15 protein-coding genes and 1 tRNA gene are annotated in these 17245 nt (G+C 63.2%); 3 read left to right on the top strand and 13 right to left on the bottom strand.

Annotated features, from left to right (window positions below; genetic code table 11):
* Nucleotides 1–16: 16 nt before the first annotated feature.
* The 3 genes from ACIPOO_RS10840 to ACIPOO_RS10830 all read right to left on the bottom strand — a co-directional run bounded on the left by ACIPOO_RS10840 (nucleotide 17) and on the right by ACIPOO_RS10830 (nucleotide 3208).
* Entirely contained in the window at nucleotides 17–1747 is a 1731-nt protein-coding gene (locus tag ACIPOO_RS10840) for a fumarate reductase/succinate dehydrogenase flavoprotein subunit (RefSeq protein ID WP_400606620.1), read from the bottom strand.
* The gene (locus ACIPOO_RS10835; RefSeq protein WP_400606617.1) at nucleotides 1744–2505 is read right to left on the bottom strand and encodes a GntR family transcriptional regulator; all 762 of its coding nucleotides are present in this window, start codon (nucleotides 2503–2505) and stop codon (nucleotides 1744–1746) included. Before ACIPOO_RS10835 ends, ACIPOO_RS10840 begins: the two co-directional genes overlap by 4 nt.
* Nucleotides 2506–2746: 241 nt before the next feature.
* A complete protein-coding gene (locus tag ACIPOO_RS10830; RefSeq protein WP_274131092.1) occupies nucleotides 2747–3208 on the bottom strand; it encodes an Lrp/AsnC family transcriptional regulator in 462 nt (153 codons plus the stop codon).
* Between the two features lie 204 nt (nucleotides 3209–3412).
* Between ACIPOO_RS10830 and ACIPOO_RS10825 the strand changes: the two genes are divergently transcribed.
* A complete protein-coding gene (locus ACIPOO_RS10825) occupies nucleotides 3413–4552 on the top strand; it encodes a cysteine desulfurase family protein (RefSeq protein WP_400606613.1) in 1140 nt (379 codons plus the stop codon).
* Nucleotides 4553–4615: 63 nt separating this feature from the next.
* Here the strand turns inward: ACIPOO_RS10825 and ACIPOO_RS10820 are convergent, their stop codons facing one another.
* Both ACIPOO_RS10820 and ACIPOO_RS10815 read right to left on the bottom strand, forming a co-directional pair.
* The gene (locus tag ACIPOO_RS10820; protein WP_274131094.1) at nucleotides 4616–5344 is read right to left on the bottom strand and encodes a hypothetical protein; all 729 of its coding nucleotides are present in this window, start codon (nucleotides 5342–5344) and stop codon (nucleotides 4616–4618) included.
* Nucleotides 5337–5954, bottom strand: a complete 618-nt coding sequence (locus ACIPOO_RS10815; RefSeq protein WP_400606611.1) for a hypothetical protein — start codon at nucleotides 5952–5954, stop codon at nucleotides 5337–5339. The genes ACIPOO_RS10820 and ACIPOO_RS10815 overlap by 8 nt, the downstream gene beginning before the upstream one ends.
* Nucleotides 5955–6163: 209 nt before the next feature.
* Here ACIPOO_RS10815 and ACIPOO_RS10810 point away from each other — a divergent pair, with 209 nt between their 5' ends.
* Nucleotides 6164–7318, top strand: a complete 1155-nt coding sequence (locus tag ACIPOO_RS10810; protein WP_400606608.1) for a MalY/PatB family protein — start codon at nucleotides 6164–6166, stop codon at nucleotides 7316–7318.
* On the opposite strand, the gene ACIPOO_RS10805 is transcribed toward ACIPOO_RS10810, so the two are convergent.
* The 4 genes from ACIPOO_RS10805 to ACIPOO_RS10790 all read right to left on the bottom strand — a co-directional run bounded on the left by ACIPOO_RS10805 (nucleotide 7305) and on the right by ACIPOO_RS10790 (nucleotide 12353).
* Complete coding sequence (locus tag ACIPOO_RS10805) at nucleotides 7305–8471, bottom strand: DUF1624 domain-containing protein (RefSeq protein WP_400606606.1); 1167 nt, start codon at nucleotides 8469–8471, stop codon at nucleotides 7305–7307. The two genes, ACIPOO_RS10810 and ACIPOO_RS10805, sit on opposite strands and share 14 nt — an antisense overlap.
* On the bottom strand, nucleotides 8468–9406 hold the full coding sequence (gene folE2, locus ACIPOO_RS10800; RefSeq protein WP_400606604.1) for a GTP cyclohydrolase FolE2: 939 nt from the start codon (nucleotides 9404–9406) through the stop codon (nucleotides 8468–8470). The genes ACIPOO_RS10805 and folE2 overlap by 4 nt, the downstream gene beginning before the upstream one ends.
* A gap of 308 nt (nucleotides 9407–9714) precedes the next feature.
* Nucleotides 9715–11439, bottom strand: coding sequence for a gamma-glutamyltransferase (gene ggt, locus ACIPOO_RS10795; protein ID WP_400606602.1), 1725 nt, complete (start codon nucleotides 11437–11439; stop codon nucleotides 9715–9717).
* A gap of 236 nt (nucleotides 11440–11675) precedes the next feature.
* Complete coding sequence (locus tag ACIPOO_RS10790) at nucleotides 11676–12353, bottom strand: TIGR04211 family SH3 domain-containing protein (protein ID WP_400606599.1); 678 nt, start codon at nucleotides 12351–12353, stop codon at nucleotides 11676–11678.
* On the opposite strand from ACIPOO_RS10790, the gene ACIPOO_RS10785 reads away from it, so the two are divergent.
* Entirely contained in the window at nucleotides 12352–12489 is a 138-nt protein-coding gene (locus ACIPOO_RS10785; protein WP_400606597.1) for a hypothetical protein, read from the top strand. The two genes, ACIPOO_RS10790 and ACIPOO_RS10785, sit on opposite strands and share 2 nt — an antisense overlap.
* A gap of 243 nt (nucleotides 12490–12732) precedes the next feature.
* On the opposite strand, the gene ACIPOO_RS10780 is transcribed toward ACIPOO_RS10785, so the two are convergent.
* The 4 genes from ACIPOO_RS10780 to fdhE form a co-directional block, all read right to left on the bottom strand.
* Nucleotides 12733–12828: transfer RNA gene (locus ACIPOO_RS10780), tRNA-Sec, on the bottom strand.
* 8 nt (nucleotides 12829–12836) lie between these two features.
* Nucleotides 12837–14762 carry a selenocysteine-specific translation elongation factor gene (gene selB, locus ACIPOO_RS10775; protein WP_400606595.1) on the bottom strand — a complete coding sequence of 642 codons (1926 nt, stop codon included), beginning with the start codon at nucleotides 14760–14762 and terminating at the stop codon, nucleotides 12837–12839.
* On the bottom strand, nucleotides 14759–16189 hold the full coding sequence (gene selA, locus ACIPOO_RS10770; RefSeq protein ID WP_400606593.1) for an L-seryl-tRNA(Sec) selenium transferase: 1431 nt from the start codon (nucleotides 16187–16189) through the stop codon (nucleotides 14759–14761). Before selA ends, selB begins: the two co-directional genes overlap by 4 nt.
* A 125-nt stretch (nucleotides 16190–16314) precedes the next feature.
* Nucleotides 16315–17241, bottom strand: a complete 927-nt coding sequence (gene fdhE, locus ACIPOO_RS10765; protein WP_400606591.1) for a formate dehydrogenase accessory protein FdhE — start codon at nucleotides 17239–17241, stop codon at nucleotides 16315–16317.
* Between the last annotated feature and the right edge of the window lie 4 nt (nucleotides 17242–17245).

The raw sequence follows: 17245 nt of genomic DNA, 5'->3' as shown, positions 1-17245 counted from the left end.
CGGTGTGGCGAATGGGTCAAGCAGCGTCGGCGCCTACGCGCAGACGGTCATAGGCCTGCATTTCATCGGCATCCAGCGCCACGATGTAGGGCTCGACCGGCTTCTTGAAACTTTCCATGCGTCCGTCTTTACCCTTTTTCAGGTGGCAATGACAGAACCAGTCACGGTCGTTGCGCAGGGGGTGATCCACCCGATGGTGGTACAGGCCCCAGCGGCTCTCGGCGCGGTACAGCGAGGCCCTGGCGGCCATTTCCGCGCAGTCGCGAATCACGCTGACTTCCATCGCCCGCATCAGCTCATGGGGGGTGTTGGCCTTGAGTTGGTCCAGATCGCGCTCGATCTGCGCAAAACGCTCCAGGCCCAGTTGCATCTTCCTGGTCACCTTGGGCGGTTGCAGGTAGTCGTTGACGAAGCGGCGCAGCTTGTACTCGACCTGGGCTGGCGGCAGCCCGTGTTCGCGGTCGAGCGGCGCATAGACCCGCGCCTGCTCGCGTTCGATCTGCTGCGCATCCAGAGTGGTAAAGGCCCGTTCGGCGACGTAGTCGGCCGCGTTGTTGCCGGCAAACCAGCCGTAGGTAAAGGCGCCCAGCATGTAGTTATGGGGCACGGCGGCCATGTCGCCTGCCGAATACAGCCCCTTGACCGAGGTTTCTGCGCGCTCGTTGACCCACACTCCGGACGCCGAGTGACCGCTGCAAAAGCCGATCTCCGAAATGTGCATCTCCACCATCTGGCTGCGGTAATCGGTGCCGCGATTGGCGTGGAACTGGCCACGGCTGGGGCGTTCGTTGCTGTGCAGGATCTGCTCGATGTTCTGGATGGTTTCTTCGGCCAGGTGATCGAGCTTGAGGAACACCGGGCCGTTGCCGCTTTCCAGTTCCTGATGGAACTCCCACATCATCTGGCCGCTCCAGTAGTCGCACTCGATGAAGCGTTCGCCCTTGTTATTGGCGGTGTAGCCGCCCAGCGGGCCGGTGACGTAGGCGCAGGCCGGACCGTTGTAATCCTTGATCAGCGGGTTGATCTGGAAGCACTCCAGGTTCGCCAGCTCCGCCCCTGCGTGGTACGCCATGGCGTAGCCGTCCCCGGCGTTGGTGGGATTCTCGTAGGTGCCCATCAGGTAACCCGACGCCGGCAGGCCCAGGCGCCCCGCCGCACCACAGGCCAGGATGACTGCCTTGGCTTTGATGACATGGAAATCCGCCGTTCGGCAATCGAAGCCCATCACCCCGTTGACCGCGCCTTCTGCGTCGGTCAACAGCCGGGTGCAGACCACACGGTTGGTGATGCTCACCCGCGCCCGCTTCAACTGGCGATAAAGCACCTTCTTGATGTCGTGGCCCTCGGGCATCGGCAGCACATAGGCGCCCATGTGGTGGACCTTCTTCACCGCGTAGTCGCCGGTTTCGTCCTTCTCGAATTTCACACCCCAGCGGTCCAGTTGCTCGATGGTTTCGAAGCTGTGGGTCGCGTAGGCATGCACCGCCGCCTGGTTGACGATGCCGTCGTTGGCAATGGTGATTTCCTTGGTGTACTGCTCGGGCGTGGCGTGGCCGGGAATCACGGCGTTGTTCAGGCCGTCCATGCCCATGCTGATCGCGCCGCTGCGCTTGACGTTGGCCTTGTCGATCAGCAACACCCGCAGCTCGCGGTTGCGCTCCTTGGCCTTGATCGCGGCCATGGGGCCGGCGGTGCCTCCACCGATTACAACGATGTCGTATTCCTGTTCAAGGGTCTGGCGCGTCATGACTGGGCCTCTCGCTGACGGTCGATCCGCAGGCGGTACTGGAATGCATCGCCGCGGTAGTAAAGGTGTTCGAAATCCACGGGCGCGCCGTCTGCGGTATGGGTCAGGCGTTCGATGCGCATGATTGGCGAGCCAGCCTCGACGTTCAGTGCAGCTGTCAGGTCCTCGTCGGCCAGCACCGCGTCGATGGCCAGGTCCGCATGCCCCAGGGACAGGCCGCAGTCGTTTTCCAGGATCAGAAAGATGTCGCGGGTCACAAGATCGGCATTCTCCAGCCGCTCGCCCAGGTGTTTGGGTAGCCAGGTCACTTCCAGCGACACTGGCTCGCGATTGATCAGCCGCACCCGCTTGATCTGCGCCACCGTCTCTCCCACTTCCAGGTTCAGGCGCTCGGCGACGAGCTTGTCGGCGGGCACGAAACGCAGGCTGCGCAAACGGTTGATGACCTCATAACCGCGCCCGGTCATGGATTCGGCCAGGCCTTGCAGGGTGCTGACGTTCTGGAACGCCTTGGGTTTGGAGACGAAGGTGCCTTTGCCGTGAATCTTGAAGATCAGCCCTTCCTTCTGCAGATCACCCAGCGCCTGGCGCACGGTAATGCGGCTGACCTTGAACACCGCCCCCAACTCGCTTTCCGAGGGCATCTGGCTGTTGGGCAGGTACTCGCCATCCAGGATGCGGGCGCGTAGCAGATCGCGCAGTTGGGTGTGCAAGGGCACGCTGGAAAGCGGTGAAAGGGTCTTGGCGGCGTCGGTCATGGCGATCACTTGTTATAACGAGTTATGACGTGATGTTATGAACCTAAGAGCCGCTTGTGAAATACCGTTTGTTTATAAGGTTAGCGCGCCGCTAAATTTCCGGTACACCTCACATCACCCTTCTGTGGGAGCGGGCTTGCCCGCGAAGCCGGTGGGTCTGCCACCGTCGATGCATCATGTCCGACGCATTCGCGGGCGAGCCCGCTCCCACAGGGGTCGCATTCGCCATGGTGACAAGCGCTCAGGTGGTATAGGTCAACGGCAACTGCGTGGTGGACTTGATCTGCTCCATGGCGAAGCTGGAGCTGATGTCGGTGATGCCCGACAGCTGGATCAGCTTCTTGTACACCGCGTCGTAACCGGCGATGTCCGGCACCACGATTCGCAGCATGTAGTCGGTATCACCGGCCATGCGGTAGCACTCCACCACTTCCGGCAAGGTCGCGATCAGGTCATGGAAGCTGCCCAGCCATTGCGCGTTGTGCTGGTTGGTTCGAATGGCGGCGAACACCGTGACCGCGACGTTCAACTGCGCCGGGTCGAGCAAGGCCACCCGGCCGCGAATCATGCCCTGCTCTTCGAGCTTCTGCACCCTGCGCCAGCAGGCGGTACTGCCCAGGCCGATACTGTCGGCGATTTCGGCAATGGGCCGCGTGCAGTCGGCTTGCAGAATCCCGAGAATCGCCTGGTCGAACTTGTCCATCGTAGGGGCACCCAGAAGAAGCGTTATCGCCGAATGCGATAAGGATAAGCCCATTTGCAAGGACCTGCGAAATCTTATTCTCCGAAAGATGGACACAGGAGAAAAATAATCTATTCATTGTGTGAATCTGCGTCGAGTTATCAATTTTTTTTCAGGTCAGCGCTAGTAGTATTTTCTGCATTATGGACAGCACGGATTCCTCCAATGAGCACCCTTCCCTGTTACTTCGATTACGCCGCCACCACCCCTGTCGATGACCGCGTCATCCAGGCCATGGTCACGTGCCTGGGCCGCGAAGGCACCTTTGGCAACCCGGCTTCCAGTTCCCACGGCTACGGCAACCAGGCCCGCCAGGCCGTTGAACTGGCGCGGCGTCAGGTCGCTGAACTGGTAGGCTGCGGGGCAGAATCGATCATCTGGACCTCGGGCGCCACCGAGTCCAACAACCTCGCCATCAAGGGCATCGCCCAGAGCGCCAAGGGCCCGCGCCGCCACTTCATCACCAGCCGCATCGAGCACAAGGCGGTGGTCGATACCGTTTCGCAACTCGAACAGGCCGGCTTCCCGGTCACCTGGCTCGAGCCTGACCGTCAGGGCCTGATCCAGCCGGAAGCCGTGCGCCAGGCACTGCGCGAAGACACCCTGCTGGTGTCGCTGATGATGGTCAACAACGAACTGGGCACGCTGACCGACATTGCCGCCATCGGTGAGTTGGTGCGTGAGCATGGCGCGATTTTCCACGTCGATGCGGCGCAAGGCGCAGGCAAGCTGGCCATTGATCTGAATACGCTGGCCGTGGACCTGATGTCGTTCTCTGCCCACAAGATCTACGGGCCCAAGGGCATTGGCGCGCTGTACGTCGGTGACCGCGCCCGCCCGCTGCTTGAAGCGCAGATCCACGGCGGCGGCCATGAGCAGGGTTTCCGTTCCGGCACCCTGGCCACCCACCAGATCGTCGGTATGGGCTCGGCGTACGCCTTGGCCAGCGCCGAGATGGTCGAAGAGGTTCAGCGGATTTCCGTGCTGTCGGCGCAGTTGCGCGAAGGTCTGCTGCAATTGCCGGGGGTCAGTCTCAATGGCGATCCGCTGCAGCGCGTGCCCCACACGCTGAACATCTGCGTCGACAAGGCCGGCTTCAATGCCCTGAGCCTGGCGGGTGACATTGCGGTGTCTTCGACGTCGGCCTGCAATTCGGCCAGCAGCGGCGCTTCCCATGTGCTGCTCGCGCTAGGCCTGACCCAGGCGCAGGCAGGCAGCAGCCTGCGCCTGAGTCTGGGCCGCTATACCCAGGCGGCGGACGTGGAAAAGGCCATCGCCGTGATCGCCCAGCGGTTGAGCAGCTAGGCCGCAACCTTTTGGTGAGGTGTAACCTCCAGGGGTTACATTTCGGAAAGTAACCCCTAAAGGTTACTTTCCTGACAGTTTGAGCACCGCCAAGCCAATCGCGATGCTCACCGTGAAACTCACCAGCGTGCCGAGCAGCACGTATTCGCTGAGCGGACGCTGGTCGGCGCCCTTGATGTCGTTGAACCGCAGAATGCTCTTGGCCGTGAGCAGAAAGCCGATGGCGGACCACTGCTCCAGCAGCACGAAGGTCAGAATCAACACTCGCTCCAGATAGCCGATCCAGGTGCCGGCCTTCTTCAGCGAGTCTTTGCTGCTGGCCTCCACGGCCGCCATGAACGGCGTCAGTACCGCGCCGGTCAGCGCCGAGGCGGGCCGCAGCACCAGGACATACGCCAGCAGCACCAACAGGTTATGGCCGGTGAACAGGGTTTTGCACAGCTCCCAGGCCCAGTTCCAGTACCCTTCGGCACTGAGCCAGATCACCGTCAATGCACCAACCTGCAAGCCGAACTGCAGCACAAAGGCAAACGCCGATCTGACCTTCGTCATTAGCCAGCCGATCAGCGCCCGAATCAGCGCAAACCCCAGGCCTGCGCCAAGCGCAGGTAGCCCGTGGCGATCGAACGCAAACAGCACGGCAGCGACCGCAGCACCTTGCACCAGCGCCTGTAGTCCCCTGAACGCAAGGCTCGCCGGTTGGCCGCGATGCTCTTGCCATTTGCCGAAAACGAACTCAAGCAGCAGATTGAGCAGAATCAACGCCAGCAAGACGGTAGAGGCATCACGCATCGACCACCTCCAGCAGCCATTGGCCGGTACAAGCCAGGTAGCGATCGAGCAAACGCGCCTGCCCCCGCTGCAAGGCCTTGTTGACCGCGACGCGGGACTTGCCCAGTTGCTCGGCGATGCTTTGCTGGTCGCCGCCGTCCAAGAGATGCGCGTAATAGGCCTGGGCTTCCACCACCGTCCATTTGTCGACGACGGCGGCGACAAACTCGGTTACCAGCCCGGCGCCGCGCTGCAACAGCGGGTCATGACTGAACAGGCCCAGAGTCAGTTTTTTCATGCCATCGAGCCCCTGCCCCGACAGCACGAAAGCTTCGCCGTAGCGCCCGCCGGATGCCGCGCCGCCAATGCCGATGGCAATCCGCGCATCCCAACGCTCACCCGCCGGGCTTGCCGAAATCAGACCGGCACGAATCGCCAGCGCACATTCAAACGCCTTGGCAGCGTGTTTCAGCTCCACCTGAAAACCATCACCACGGAAGGTGTCGATGGTCAGGCCGTAGGGCTTCTTCAGCGTCGCAAGTATGCGTTTGAGCCCGTCAAGGTAGGCATGGGTGTCGCTGACGGTCTGGGAATGCATCAGATCCCCGGTCAACACGGCTTTGGTGGTCATGGGTGCCCCACAAGGAAAATGCGATAGCGACCACTATAGGCCAAATTGCAGAAAAGTAACCTTTTTGGGTTACTTTCGAAAATGTAACCTGAAAAGGTTACACCTCAAGCCGCGCAAACCCTGCCAAACCCCGTGAAAACAGGGGCCCGGCCATCACACAACCACCCCGCTCTCTGGCACAATCGCGCATCCGTTTTTCCGAGACAGTCATGAGCATGGACCTGAACAGCGTTTATCAGCGCCTGAACACCGGCAGCAAGAAGTGGAGCCAGTACCCGCAGGACGTGTTGCCGATGTGGGTGGCCGACATGGACTTCGCGGTGGCCGAGCCGATCATGCAGGCGCTGAAGAATCGTCTGGAGCACCCGCTGCTCGGTTATTCGGTGGCCCAGGACCGTCTGCGGCAGACGCTGGTGGCCCGCCTGGCCGATCAGTATGGCTGGCACATCGCACCGGAAGACCTGGTGTTCCTGCCAGGCGTTGAGCCTGGGGTGAACATGGCGCTCAATGCGCTGGTCCAGGCTGACAGCGCCGTCGTGGTACAAACGCCGAACTACTCGCCGCTGCTGGATGCCCCTGGCAATTGGGACCTGGCGCGGATTGATCTGCCGTTTCACGCCGATGCAGATGGCATTTACCACACCGACATCAACGCTCTGCAAAACACCCTGTCCGACGCCCGCTGCCTGCTGCTGAGCAACCCGCACAACCCGCTGGGCAAGGTCTTCGAGCGCGATGAGTTGCGCGCCATCGGCCAGGCCTGTGTGGACCGTGATGTGCTGATCATCTCCGACGAGATTCACGCCGACATCCTGTTCGACGGGCGCAAGCACACCCCCATCGCATCCTTGAGCCCAGAGATCGCCGCGCGCACGGTCACGCTGATGTCCGCCAGCAAGGCCTGGAACATCGCCGGGATGAAGACCGCCTTCGCCATCGTGCAGAACCCCGAGCTGCGCAAGCGCTTCAACCGCGGCCAGCGCGGCTTGGTCGACAGCGTCAACGTGCTCGGTTATGAAGCCACCCAGGCGGCCTACAGCGAAGGCGGCCCGTGGCTTGCGCAGATCATGGCCTACCTGCAGGACAACCGCGACTATCTGGCCCACGCCATCAAGACCCGTTTTCCCGGCATTGCCATGAACCTGCCGCAAAGTACCTTCCTGGCCTGGCTGGATTGCTCGGGGCTTGGTCTGGAGAACCCACAGCGGTTTTTCCTTGAGCAGGCAAAGGTGGCGATGAGCGCGGGTCTGGAATTCGGCGACGATTGCGGGCAGTTCGTGCGCCTGAACTTTGGCTGCCCGCGGCCAATGCTCGAAGAAGCACTGGCGCGGATGGAGCGCAGCCTGCTCGTCAGAAATACTTGAGCCAGGAGATGTCGCGACGCCGGGCCTTGAGCTCGGCGAACCAGCGCACGGCAGGGAACAGTGCCACGATCAGCACCGCAGCGCACAGCCACACCGCCGCGACCGAATCGAAGCCGAAGTAACGGCCCTGATTCTGCCCCCACAGCGCAACGGCGATCAGGTACAGCACCTTGAGCACGTACAGGTGCAACAGGTAGAAAAACATCGGCGCGGCGCCAAAAATTACCAGAGGCTTGAGCCATTTCGACGACCCGGCGCGCTCCAGCCACGCCAGCATCAGCAGGCCCACGCCCAGCGTAAGGCTCAGGAACAGCAGCGATGGCGGGTACTTGGTGATGTTGAAAATGCTCATCAGCGTCAGGGTCGTGGTGTCGCCAGGCACCCATGGCTTCTCGCCGTAACCGTTCATGCCGCGCAAGGCCAGGAACAGCGCCACCAGGCCAACGCCCCAGGCGACCAGATTGGTCTGGCGCCTGATGGCATCTGCGTTACGGGCGAACCACGGCCCGGCGGCGTAGCCCACCGCGATGACGCCGATCCACGGCAACAATGGATATGAGGTGCGCAGACGCAGGCTGTCGTCGACCCCGATCCAGCCTCGGTCATGCAACACGGCCCAGGGAATGTGTATCAGCGAGTCGGCCCCGAAATGCAGCGTATCCAGCATGTTGTGCCCGGCGATGATCGCGATGCCCAAGGCGGCCAGGGCCAGGCGCGGCAAGGCGACCAGCGCCGCGAGTGCGATCATGCTAAGGCCGATGGCCCAGATCACTTGCAGGTAGATCACAGCGGGCGGGAACTCAAAGGTCCAGGCGAAGTTGACCAGCGTCACCTCCAGCGCAATCAACACCAGCCCGCGAACGAACAGGAAACGGCTGACCTGCCCCCGGCCCGGATGACGCTCGCCGTAGAGAAACGCCGAAAGGCCAGTCAGAAACACGAACAGCGGCGCGCAGAAATGCGCCAGGGTGCGGCTGACGAACAATTCCGGGCTGGTGCTGGCGACATCCATCGGGTCGGACACCTGGCGGTGCAGAAAGAAGGTTTCGCGCACGTGATCCAGCAGCATAAAAACGATGATGAGCCCGCGCAGCGCGTCGATCGATTGCAAACGGGTGTGGATCGCTGGCAAGACGGGCTGGAAGCGACTCATGGGCGGCGCCCCTCATTCACAGCCCCGAACGTCGGCGCGTGGCCGATGGATGACCAGGCCACGGCATCATGGGGGTGCAGGCTTTCAAGGTGCCTGACCGACACGCTGCTTACCGGAAAACCCATGGCCAGCGCCTGCTGAACCTTGCGCGCCGCATCCTCGACGTACATCAGGTTCTGCCCGTTGAGCCGGGCGAAGGCCTGTTCGTCGGCGCGCTTGACCGCCGTCTGCACCGGTGTGCCGAGGGCGTCTTCGATCAGGTCGATCAGGCTGTGCAAGCCCAGGTGATCGGCGTCCTGGTCGATCCGCACCTGAACCCGGGCCACGCTGCGCTGGCTGTGGGGCGTGGCATGGGAACCGTTGTGGCGCAACCACGCAGACACCTGCGCGCTGTCCACGGGACCAGCGCCGAAATGCAGGATGAATGCCTGTTCCAGCAGTTGCCGGGACAGCGCAGCCGAACACGGGCAAGTCGATGAATAGGTCACCTCGACGCCCGCCTCCAGCAGCAGACGGCCCTGCTGCCATTGCGCATCGATCACCACCGGATAGGATTTCCAGCCGCTCAAGCCTTGAGTAACCAGCGCCGGGCGTTTGCACAGCAGATCGAAGGTCAGGCGCAGCCGGGCCTGGGAGCTATGGCAATCGGCGTGGCTGGCCACCATCAATTCCAGCAGCGCGGCAAGGCTGGCCGGGCTGACCGCCTGATGTTCGGCGAAACGGTCGAGCAGCGTGTACAGCCGCGACATGTGAATGCCCTTGATCTGCGGTACCGGCAGATCGACATGCAGGTCGGCACGGGCATGAACCGGAGCGGCGGCGCCGGGCTCGTCGAGGGTCAGGGGAATGTCGATGCCCTGCATACCGACCCAATCGAGCGGCAGCAGGGCTTGGGACAATTCGGAGGAAGCGACGTCGGGAAGCGGATTGTTCATGGGAAGGATGAAGTCTCGAAGCGCATTTGATAGTTATAACATAACATTTCAAATGCAGACTTCCCACTGCTACGGGATCGGGGTATTCACAAAGGACGGGGTGTATCAATAACCTGTGGGAGCGGGCTTGCCCGCGAATGCGGTGTATCAAGCTACATCGAAGCGTCATCCCTGACGCCTTCGCGGGCTAGCCCGCTCCCACAGATCCGATCCCGGCAGCCATCCCACGGTCCGTAGCAGCACGGCTTGCCGGCGGGAGCGATTTCAGGGACGCCCCCGCCGGCAAGCCAAAATGCTACGGTTATGCCTCAATACCCCAACGAAAGCCCGGTATTACGACGCGGGTCGTTGGCCCCGTAGAAACGGTTGTTGCCCACCGGTTTGCCACCCAATGACGGCGCGCCGACCAGAATGGCGGCCAGGTGGTTGGCGTCCTGCGGCTCGGCGAACTTGTGGCCCCAGCTTTCGAGAATCTTCTGCGTGTCAGGGCTGACCGCGAAGTTTTCGAGGTTGGTGGTTTCCGGCATCCACTGCTGGTGGAAACGCGGTGCATCCACCGCTTCCTGGATGTTCATGCCGTAGTCGATAACGTTGAGCATGGTCAGCAAGGTCGCGGTGATGATCCGGCTACCGCCCGGCGTACCCACCACCATCACGGTCTTGCCGTCCTTGGTGACGATGGTCGGGCTCATCGACGACAGCGGCGCCTTGCCCGGTGCGATGGCGTTGGCTTCGCCCTGGATCAGGCCGTACATGTTCGGGACGCCGACCTTGGAGGTGAAGTCATCCATTTCGTCGTTGAGGATCACCCCGGTCTTGCTCGCCATCACGCCCGCACCGAACCAGTCGTTGAGGGTATAGGTGACCGAGACCGCGTTGCCCCATTTGTCGACGATGGAGTAATGGGTGGTGTTGTTGCCTTCGTGGGGTGCAACGCCCGGTTTGATGGCCTGGGAATCACCGGCTTTCTGCGGTTCGATGGCGGCACGCAGCTTGGCGGCGTAGTCGCGATCCAGCAGGTGGGCGATGGGGTTCTTCACGAAATCCGGGTCGCCCAGGTAGCTGTTGCGGTCCACGTAAGCGTGGCGCATGGCCTCGATCTGGTAATGCATGCCCTGGGCTGAGTGATAGCCCAGATCCTTCATCGGGTAGCCTTCGAGGATGTTCATGATCTCGCAGATCACCACGCCGCCAGAGCTGGGTGGTGGTGCGGAAACCACGTGATATCCACGGTAATCGCACTCGATGGGCGCAAGTTCACGGGTTTTGTATTTGTCGAGGTCAGCCTGGACGATGATGCCCTTGCCCGCCTTGCTGGAATCGACGATGGCCTTGGCGACCCAGCCCTTGTAGAAACCGTCGCTGCCCTTGGCGGAGATTTCCTTCAGGGTTTTGGCAAGATCCTTTTGCACCAGCTTGTCGCCGACCTTCAGCGGCTGGCCCTTGTTCAGGAAGATTCCGGACAGGTCCTTGTCGGCCTGGAATTCCTTGGTGGCGTAGTCCAGCAGATCGACGTCACCCTGCTCCAGCGCGAAGCCGTTTTCCGCCAGCTTGATCGCCGGTGCGATGACTTCGGCGCGCTTTTTGGTGCCGTATTTGCTCAGCGCCAGCTCCATGCCAGACACCGTGCCCGGCACCCCTACCGCCAGGTGGCCCTTGGAGCTGAGGTCCGGCACCACGTTGCCGTCCTTGTCCAGGTACATGTTCGCGGTCGCCGCCAGCGGCGCCTTTTCACGGAAATCGAGGAAGGTCTTGCGGCCATCGGCCAATTGCACGGTCATGAAACCGCCACCGCCCAGGTTACCCGCTGCGGGATACACCACCGCCAGCGCGTAGCCCACGGCAACGGCGGCGTCCACCGCGTTGCCACCGGATTTGAGAACGTCTACACCCACGTGTGTCGCCAGGTGTTGAACGGTGACCACCATGCCGTTTTCAGCGGCAACCGGCGCCACGGAGGCAGCGTAGGAACAGGAGACAGCCAGGGTCAGTGCCGTCGCGACGAGCGACTTGGCCAAGGGTTCGTACTTCATGGGGCAACTCTCTTCTTCTTTTTGATAGGAACATCAATGTTCGATTGAGGCCCTGTAAAAGTAGCGGCTGAAAGAGAGTTTGACAGAATATTTCATCGCAGCACGGCTTGCGGGTGCGGGCGATTTCATTGACGTCCCCGCGGGCAAGCCCGGCTGCTACGGGGATTTTGTTGTCTGTGCGGTCCGTAGCAGCACGGCTTGCCGGCGGGGCGATCTCAAAGAAGTACGACTACGTCTTAGAACCAGCGATCGTTGCGCTTGCGACCACGGGTCAGCGAAGGCAGGATCAACCCCAGCAGCAGCCCCGCGCCGGCAATGCTGCCGCCGTAGACCATGTAGCGCATCAGCACCTGATTGTTCTCGTCACCCAACTTGGCCTGGGTTGAGCGCAATTCTGACTGGGCGTCGGTCAACTGGGCGTTGAGGTCCTTGGTGCGCGATTCCAGCTCATCCACCAGTTTCTTGCGCGAGTCGAGGGTTTCCTGCATGCCCTGGACCTTGGTTTTCCAGTCGTCGTCGATGGTTTTCAGTTGTGCGCTGAGGTCGGCGACCTGCTGGGTCAGTTGCGGCACACGCTCGGCAGGACCAGGCACTTCCTGCAGTTCGGAGGACGGAATCCACACGGTGTCACCGGAAGTGCCCTTGACCTGGCTGTAGTCGCCCTGGGTGGTCAACAGCTCGACCTTCTGCCCGGACTTGAGTGTGCCGACGATGCGATAGCCATCGGTGGGGCCGCTGCGCACGTAGGTGCTCAAGGTGTCGGCCACCCAGCGATCCTTGCCTTCCGCCAGCGCCTGGCCCGCCAGGCCCAGGGACAGCAGCGTGCTCACCAGGCCAATGCCGAGCACGCGGCGACGAGCGCCCGGCTGCGGGGAAACGTGAGGGGTGGAGGCGCGATCAGGAGATAGAGACATGGATGATCTTCAACAAAAAATAAAAAAGAAAGGCCGGATGGTCGGGCCCCGTGCAATGGACAAAAACCGGGCGGCGCTGCGCGCACAGTGGTCTACTGACAGTTCAAATGGTGTCAGGTTCAGTGTCGGGGGGTGACGTTCGTCCGGTGGATGGCCGATGCCTGTAGGAGCGCGCTTGCCCGCGACGGCGATGTGCCAGTGGACATGGAGGTACCTGACCCGGCGCATTCGCGGGCAAGCGCGCTCCTACGGGATCGGTGCGCGCCCGCCACCTGAGGACAACCCATACCCCGTAGCAGCACGGCTTGCCGGCGGGGGCTTCCTCAAGATCGCCGACGCCGGCAAGCCGGACTGCTACGGGCGCTGTGTGATGAAGAAATGGCGGAAGGCAGCGGGAGTCGAACCTGCCCGGGAACGGCTGCCGTCCCCAACCGGGTTTGAAGCCCGGCCGCGCCACCGGGCGCGATTGCCTTCCATGATCGATCAGACCGCGCCCGACGCCCCCTGTGCCAAGGCATTGTCCGGGCGAATCCGGCGTTGATCGCCGATACGCCGTGTGAAACCGATGCGGTCGAAAAACTCGAGAATCTGGATGCTGCGCTTGCGGCCGATGCCCAGCCCGTCGCGAAACACCGCAGCCTGAATCACCGGGTCAACCGCCGACAGCTGCACAAGCATAGCCACCATTTGTGCGGTCACGGACTCAAGATAGAACAGATCGCGCACCACCTGGTGTACCTGGCCTATGCGCGCCAGCTTGCGCAGCAGCAAACGCACTTCGGCCTCGGGATGGCCGGTGGCGGCGGCCAGATCGCGCACCCAGGGCGGGTCGAACCCGGCGTTCGCCAGCAACGGCTCGATGCGCTGCCAGAGTGCATCGTCCTGCTCGCTGAGTTTGACCTGGTGATCCGGCAGATGCAGCCAGGGCCCGCTGCTACAGATCCGGCCCGAGCTCAGCAACTCATCGACCAGCGCAATGAACGCAGGCCGATCCAGCGTCATCGCGGCAAACCGGCGCAAGCGGTCGCGATCAGGACCCAACTGGTCAGGCTCCTGCTGATGAAAGCGCCCCAGATGGGCCAGCAATTCGTCGCGCAGGGCCTGCCATCGCGCGTCACTGAACAGCAATTGGCCCTGGCGCGTGGCGATGATGCGGATGTCGGCGGGCAAACGCCAGGTGGCCCGCAGACGATTGAACTGGCGCTCCAGTCTTTGCGGGTCCAACCCGGTTTCGCTGCTGACGATCAGCGCAGGCAACACCTGTTCCAGGCTGTCAGCGCTGGCCAGAATCCGCAACTGTTCAAGCCGGGCTTCGCTTCGACGCTGGCGCGAGGGTGCGAACGGATCCAGCAGCCGCCCGCCACCCAGCGTGCGCTGGGCACTCTGGTCACGCAATACCAGACGGTCGCCATGCACTCCGTGCACCGGGGCATTGAGCAAGAGTTGCGCGAACATGCGCTGGCCGGGTTGCAGCGTGCTGCCTTCCAACAGCGCAACCCGGGCGGTGACGTCCTGAGTGCCGACATGCACGTGGACCGGACTGAAATGCTCGAAGGCGCGGGTTTCGCTGGCGAGCAATTGCAGGTCGATGTCCATGCGCTGGGTGGGCGCGAACAGCCACGGCGCCAACAGCCAGTCGCCCCGGTGAATCTGCTCGAGGCTGAGCTTCTCCGCACTCAGGTTCAGCGCCACCCGCTGGCCGATCCAGGCCTGGGCGGCGCTCTGGTTCTGCGCATGCAGCCCGCGCACTCGCACCTGTCTGCCGGCCTGACCCAGTGCCAGGGTGTCACCCACCGTCACCTGCCCGGCCAGCGCGGTGCCGGTGACGACAATCCCCGCCCCTGCCACCGTGAACGCCCGGTCGATATCCAGACGAAACCCGCCCCGATCACTGCGCTCAGCCACGTCCTCCTGCGCCAGCAGCAGCGCCTGGCGCAAGGTTTCCACACCATCGCCGCTGTGGCTGGACACCTCGAACTGCAAGGCATCGGCGTAAGGCCCGGGCGCCAGCAACTGCCTGATTTGCGTGCTCACCTGCTGCACCCGCGCAGCCTCAGCGCGGTCGCATTTGCTGATGACCACCAACAGCTCGGGGATGCCCAGCAACTCGACTATCGCCAGGTGCTCGCGGGTCTGGGGCATCACGCCGTCGTCTGCGGCCACCACCAGCAGCACCAGATCGATGCCCTGGGCGCCAGCGAGCATGTTGTGAATGAACCGCTCATGGCCCGGCACATCGATGAAACCGGTCAGCGGCGCCCCAGGCTTGAGCGGCGCGTAGAGGTAACCCAGATCGATGGTGATGCCGCGCTCGCGTTCCTCACGGCGACGATCACCGGCCTGCCCGGTCAACGCCTCAAGCAACGCCGTCTTGCCGTGGTCGATATGCCCCGCCGTGCCGACAATCACCCTGCCTCGCCCTCCCATTGCAGCTGATTCAACTGGGCGATCCAGCCCGCTTCGTCATCCAGCTGGCGCAGATCCAGCCACAGGGCGTCATCATCGATACGCCCCAGCACCGGGATCGGCAGCTTGCGCAAACCCGCCTCCAGCCCATGCAACTGCCGCCCTCGCAGCTTTTTTGAGACGATCGGTCGTAAACACAGCGACGCACTGGGAAGCCGCGCCACAGGCTGGCTGCCGCTGCCGATCATGCCCAGGCTCGGCTGCACCGCAACGCCCCAGCCCTCGCCCAGCACCCGGGCCAGCAGAGGCCTCAAGCGCTCGGCCTGGGCGAGGATTTCGTGCTGCGGGCGGGTCAGCAGGCGCAGGCTGGGCAGGCGCGCGGCGAGGCGGTCCGGGTCGCGGTACAGACTCAGCACGGCTTCCAGCGCGGCAAGCGTGAGTTTGTCCACGCGCAGGGCACGCTTGAGCGGGTTTTTCTTGATCCTGGCGATCAGCGCCTTGCTGCCGACAATCAACCCGGCTTGCGGGCCACCCAGCAGTTTGTCGCCGCTGAAGGTGACGATGTCCGCGCCGTCGAGCAGCGCCTGGTGCACCGTGGGTTCGGCGGGCAGGCCCCAGCGCGTCAGGTCCAGCAGGCTGCCGCTGCCCAGGTCTTCCAGCAGCGGCAGGTCGTGTTGATGGGCGATTGCGGCGATCTCGGCGGTCGATACGCTGGTGGTGAAGCCCTGGATGCTGTAGTTGCTGGTGTGCACGCGCATCAGCAGGCCGGTGCGCGGGTTGATCGCCTCTTGATAGTCCTTGGCGTGGGTGCGATTGGTGGTGCCGATCTCATGCAGTCTGACGCCGGCGCGGGCCATGATGTCGGGAATGCGAAAGGCGCCGCCGATCTCGATCAGTTCGCCCCGGGAGATGATCCCCTCCTTGCGCGCCCCAAGGCTGTTCAGGGCCAGCAACACCGCAGCGGCGTTATTGTTGACCACGGTGACGGCTTCGGCGCCGGTCAGCTCGCGGATCAGGCCTTCGATAAGATCGTCGCGGTCACCGCGCTTGCCGCTGGCCAGGTCGAACTCCAGGTTCAAGGGATAGCGGGCGGCGATCTGGATCGCTTCTATGGCTTCTTCCGGCAGCAGCGCCCGGCCCAGATTGGTATGCAGCACGGTGCCGGTGAGGTTGAACACCCGCCGCACCCGGCTTTGATGGGCTGCGGCAAGACGCTCGGCCGCCCTGCCCGCCAGCACCTCACTGCCCAGTTCGCTGGCGCTGAGCTGGCCCAGGCGGATCGACTCGCGAAGGTCGTCCAGCAGCTGGCGCAAGGTGGCCAGCAGCGCGTCACGGCCATAGCGTTCGATCAGCGGATGGCAGGCGGGGTGACGCAACAGGCTGTCGATGGAAGGCAAGCGCGGCGGGACCGAGGCGAAGGTTTGCGACATTCAAGGCTCCTACGGATCTGCGTCGTAGCAGTTCGGCTTGCCGGCGGGAGCGTCCTGAAAATCGCCACCGCCGGCAAGCCGAACTGCTACGGGAGAACGGCATGGCATGAGTCTAGCCGCCTATTTCACTCCCCTCCCGGCGCCAGCATCAGGTTCGGCGCCATGCGGGCGATGCCTTCCAGGTCCAGGCGCATGTCCAGCGCCAGGCTGGCGAGATCCGCTGACAGCGGCTCGGCGCAGGCATCGCATTCAAGGTAGATCTGCTTCAGGTAGGTGTTGCACCCGGGACAGACCTCGGCCCGCAACGGCGCCTTGTCCACGGCCACGCGATCGCTGTCCAGGCTCATGTATTTGAGGCCCTTGCTCTGCTCGCAATACACGCACTTGACCCGCACCACATGCCACTCGCAGGCGCACAGCGAACAGGCCAGATAACGCAGGCCATTGTGTTTGCCGCGATGACGCAACACCCCGGCCATGGCCGGCGAGCCACAGGCCGGGCACAGGCTCAGGGCATCGCAGGCCTTCAGTTCATGGGTCGGCAGCATGAGCAGCCAATGAGTCCACGCCGCCTGCAAGGCTGCACCAAGAAACGGCACCAGCGCCGGCGGCAGGCCTGAGAACTGACCGCCCAGCAACATCAGGGCCCAGGCCCTGCGCTGCCCCTCGCCAGCCTCGCGCAGGCCGGCCAAGGCCTGGCCCACCAGCGTCGAGTCCGACGCCGGATAGCGTTCGAGCAGCGCGTCCAGCCAGACCTGCCATTGCACCTGACGCACCATGCTGTCGGCGGCCAGGGGTGGCAAACCGCGCTGACGGCACAGCTCCAGGCTCTGGGCGTCCATCGCCCACTGCGCCGGAGGCTGGTCGAGCAGCCTCTGCTGCACCCGACACAGGCTTGCGATCAGCCGCAGGTAACCGGCCAGCGGGTGGCCCTGGGCAAGCTGCTCCAGGCGGGCAGCACGCAGGGCGAACAGATCCGGCGGCGGCAGGTGCAGGAATGGCGGCGAGCCGGCAGCCGCTTCGATTTGCCCGGGTTCGAGAATCTGGCTCAACGGC

The sequence above is a fragment of the Pseudomonas sp. NPDC090201 genome, assembly GCF_044746825.1.
Taxonomy (GTDB): Bacteria; Pseudomonadota; Gammaproteobacteria; order Pseudomonadales; family Pseudomonadaceae; genus Aquipseudomonas; species Aquipseudomonas putida_AD.
The sequence above is the reverse complement of the archived record's forward strand: the minus strand, read 5'-3'. Positions and strand labels throughout refer to the sequence as shown.

Coding starts and splice junctions, on each gene's coding strand:
- ACIPOO_RS10840 (WP_400606620.1), bottom strand. CDS start 1,747: ATGACGCGCCAGACCCTTGAACAGGAATACGACATCGTTGTAATCGGT.
- ACIPOO_RS10835 (WP_400606617.1), bottom strand. CDS start 2,505: ATGACCGACGCCGCCAAGACCCTTTCACCGCTTTCCAGCGTGCCCTTG.
- ACIPOO_RS10830 (WP_274131092.1), bottom strand. CDS start 3,208: ATGGACAAGTTCGACCAGGCGATTCTCGGGATTCTGCAAGCCGACTGC.
- ACIPOO_RS10825 (WP_400606613.1), top strand. CDS start 3,413: ATGAGCACCCTTCCCTGTTACTTCGATTACGCCGCCACCACCCCTGTC.
- ACIPOO_RS10820 (WP_274131094.1), bottom strand. CDS start 5,344: ATGCGTGATGCCTCTACCGTCTTGCTGGCGTTGATTCTGCTCAATCTG.
- ACIPOO_RS10815 (WP_400606611.1), bottom strand. CDS start 5,954: ATGACCACCAAAGCCGTGTTGACCGGGGATCTGATGCATTCCCAGACC.
- ACIPOO_RS10810 (WP_400606608.1), top strand. CDS start 6,164: ATGAGCATGGACCTGAACAGCGTTTATCAGCGCCTGAACACCGGCAGC.
- ACIPOO_RS10805 (WP_400606606.1), bottom strand. CDS start 8,471: ATGAGTCGCTTCCAGCCCGTCTTGCCAGCGATCCACACCCGTTTGCAA.
- folE2 (WP_400606604.1), bottom strand. CDS start 9,406: ATGAACAATCCGCTTCCCGACGTCGCTTCCTCCGAATTGTCCCAAGCC.
- ggt (WP_400606602.1), bottom strand. CDS start 11,439: ATGAAGTACGAACCCTTGGCCAAGTCGCTCGTCGCGACGGCACTGACC.
- ACIPOO_RS10785 (WP_400606597.1), top strand. CDS start 12,352: ATGGATGATCTTCAACAAAAAATAAAAAAGAAAGGCCGGATGGTCGGG.
- ACIPOO_RS10790 (WP_400606599.1), bottom strand. CDS start 12,353: ATGTCTCTATCTCCTGATCGCGCCTCCACCCCTCACGTTTCCCCGCAG.
- selA (WP_400606593.1), bottom strand. CDS start 16,189: ATGTCGCAAACCTTCGCCTCGGTCCCGCCGCGCTTGCCTTCCATCGAC.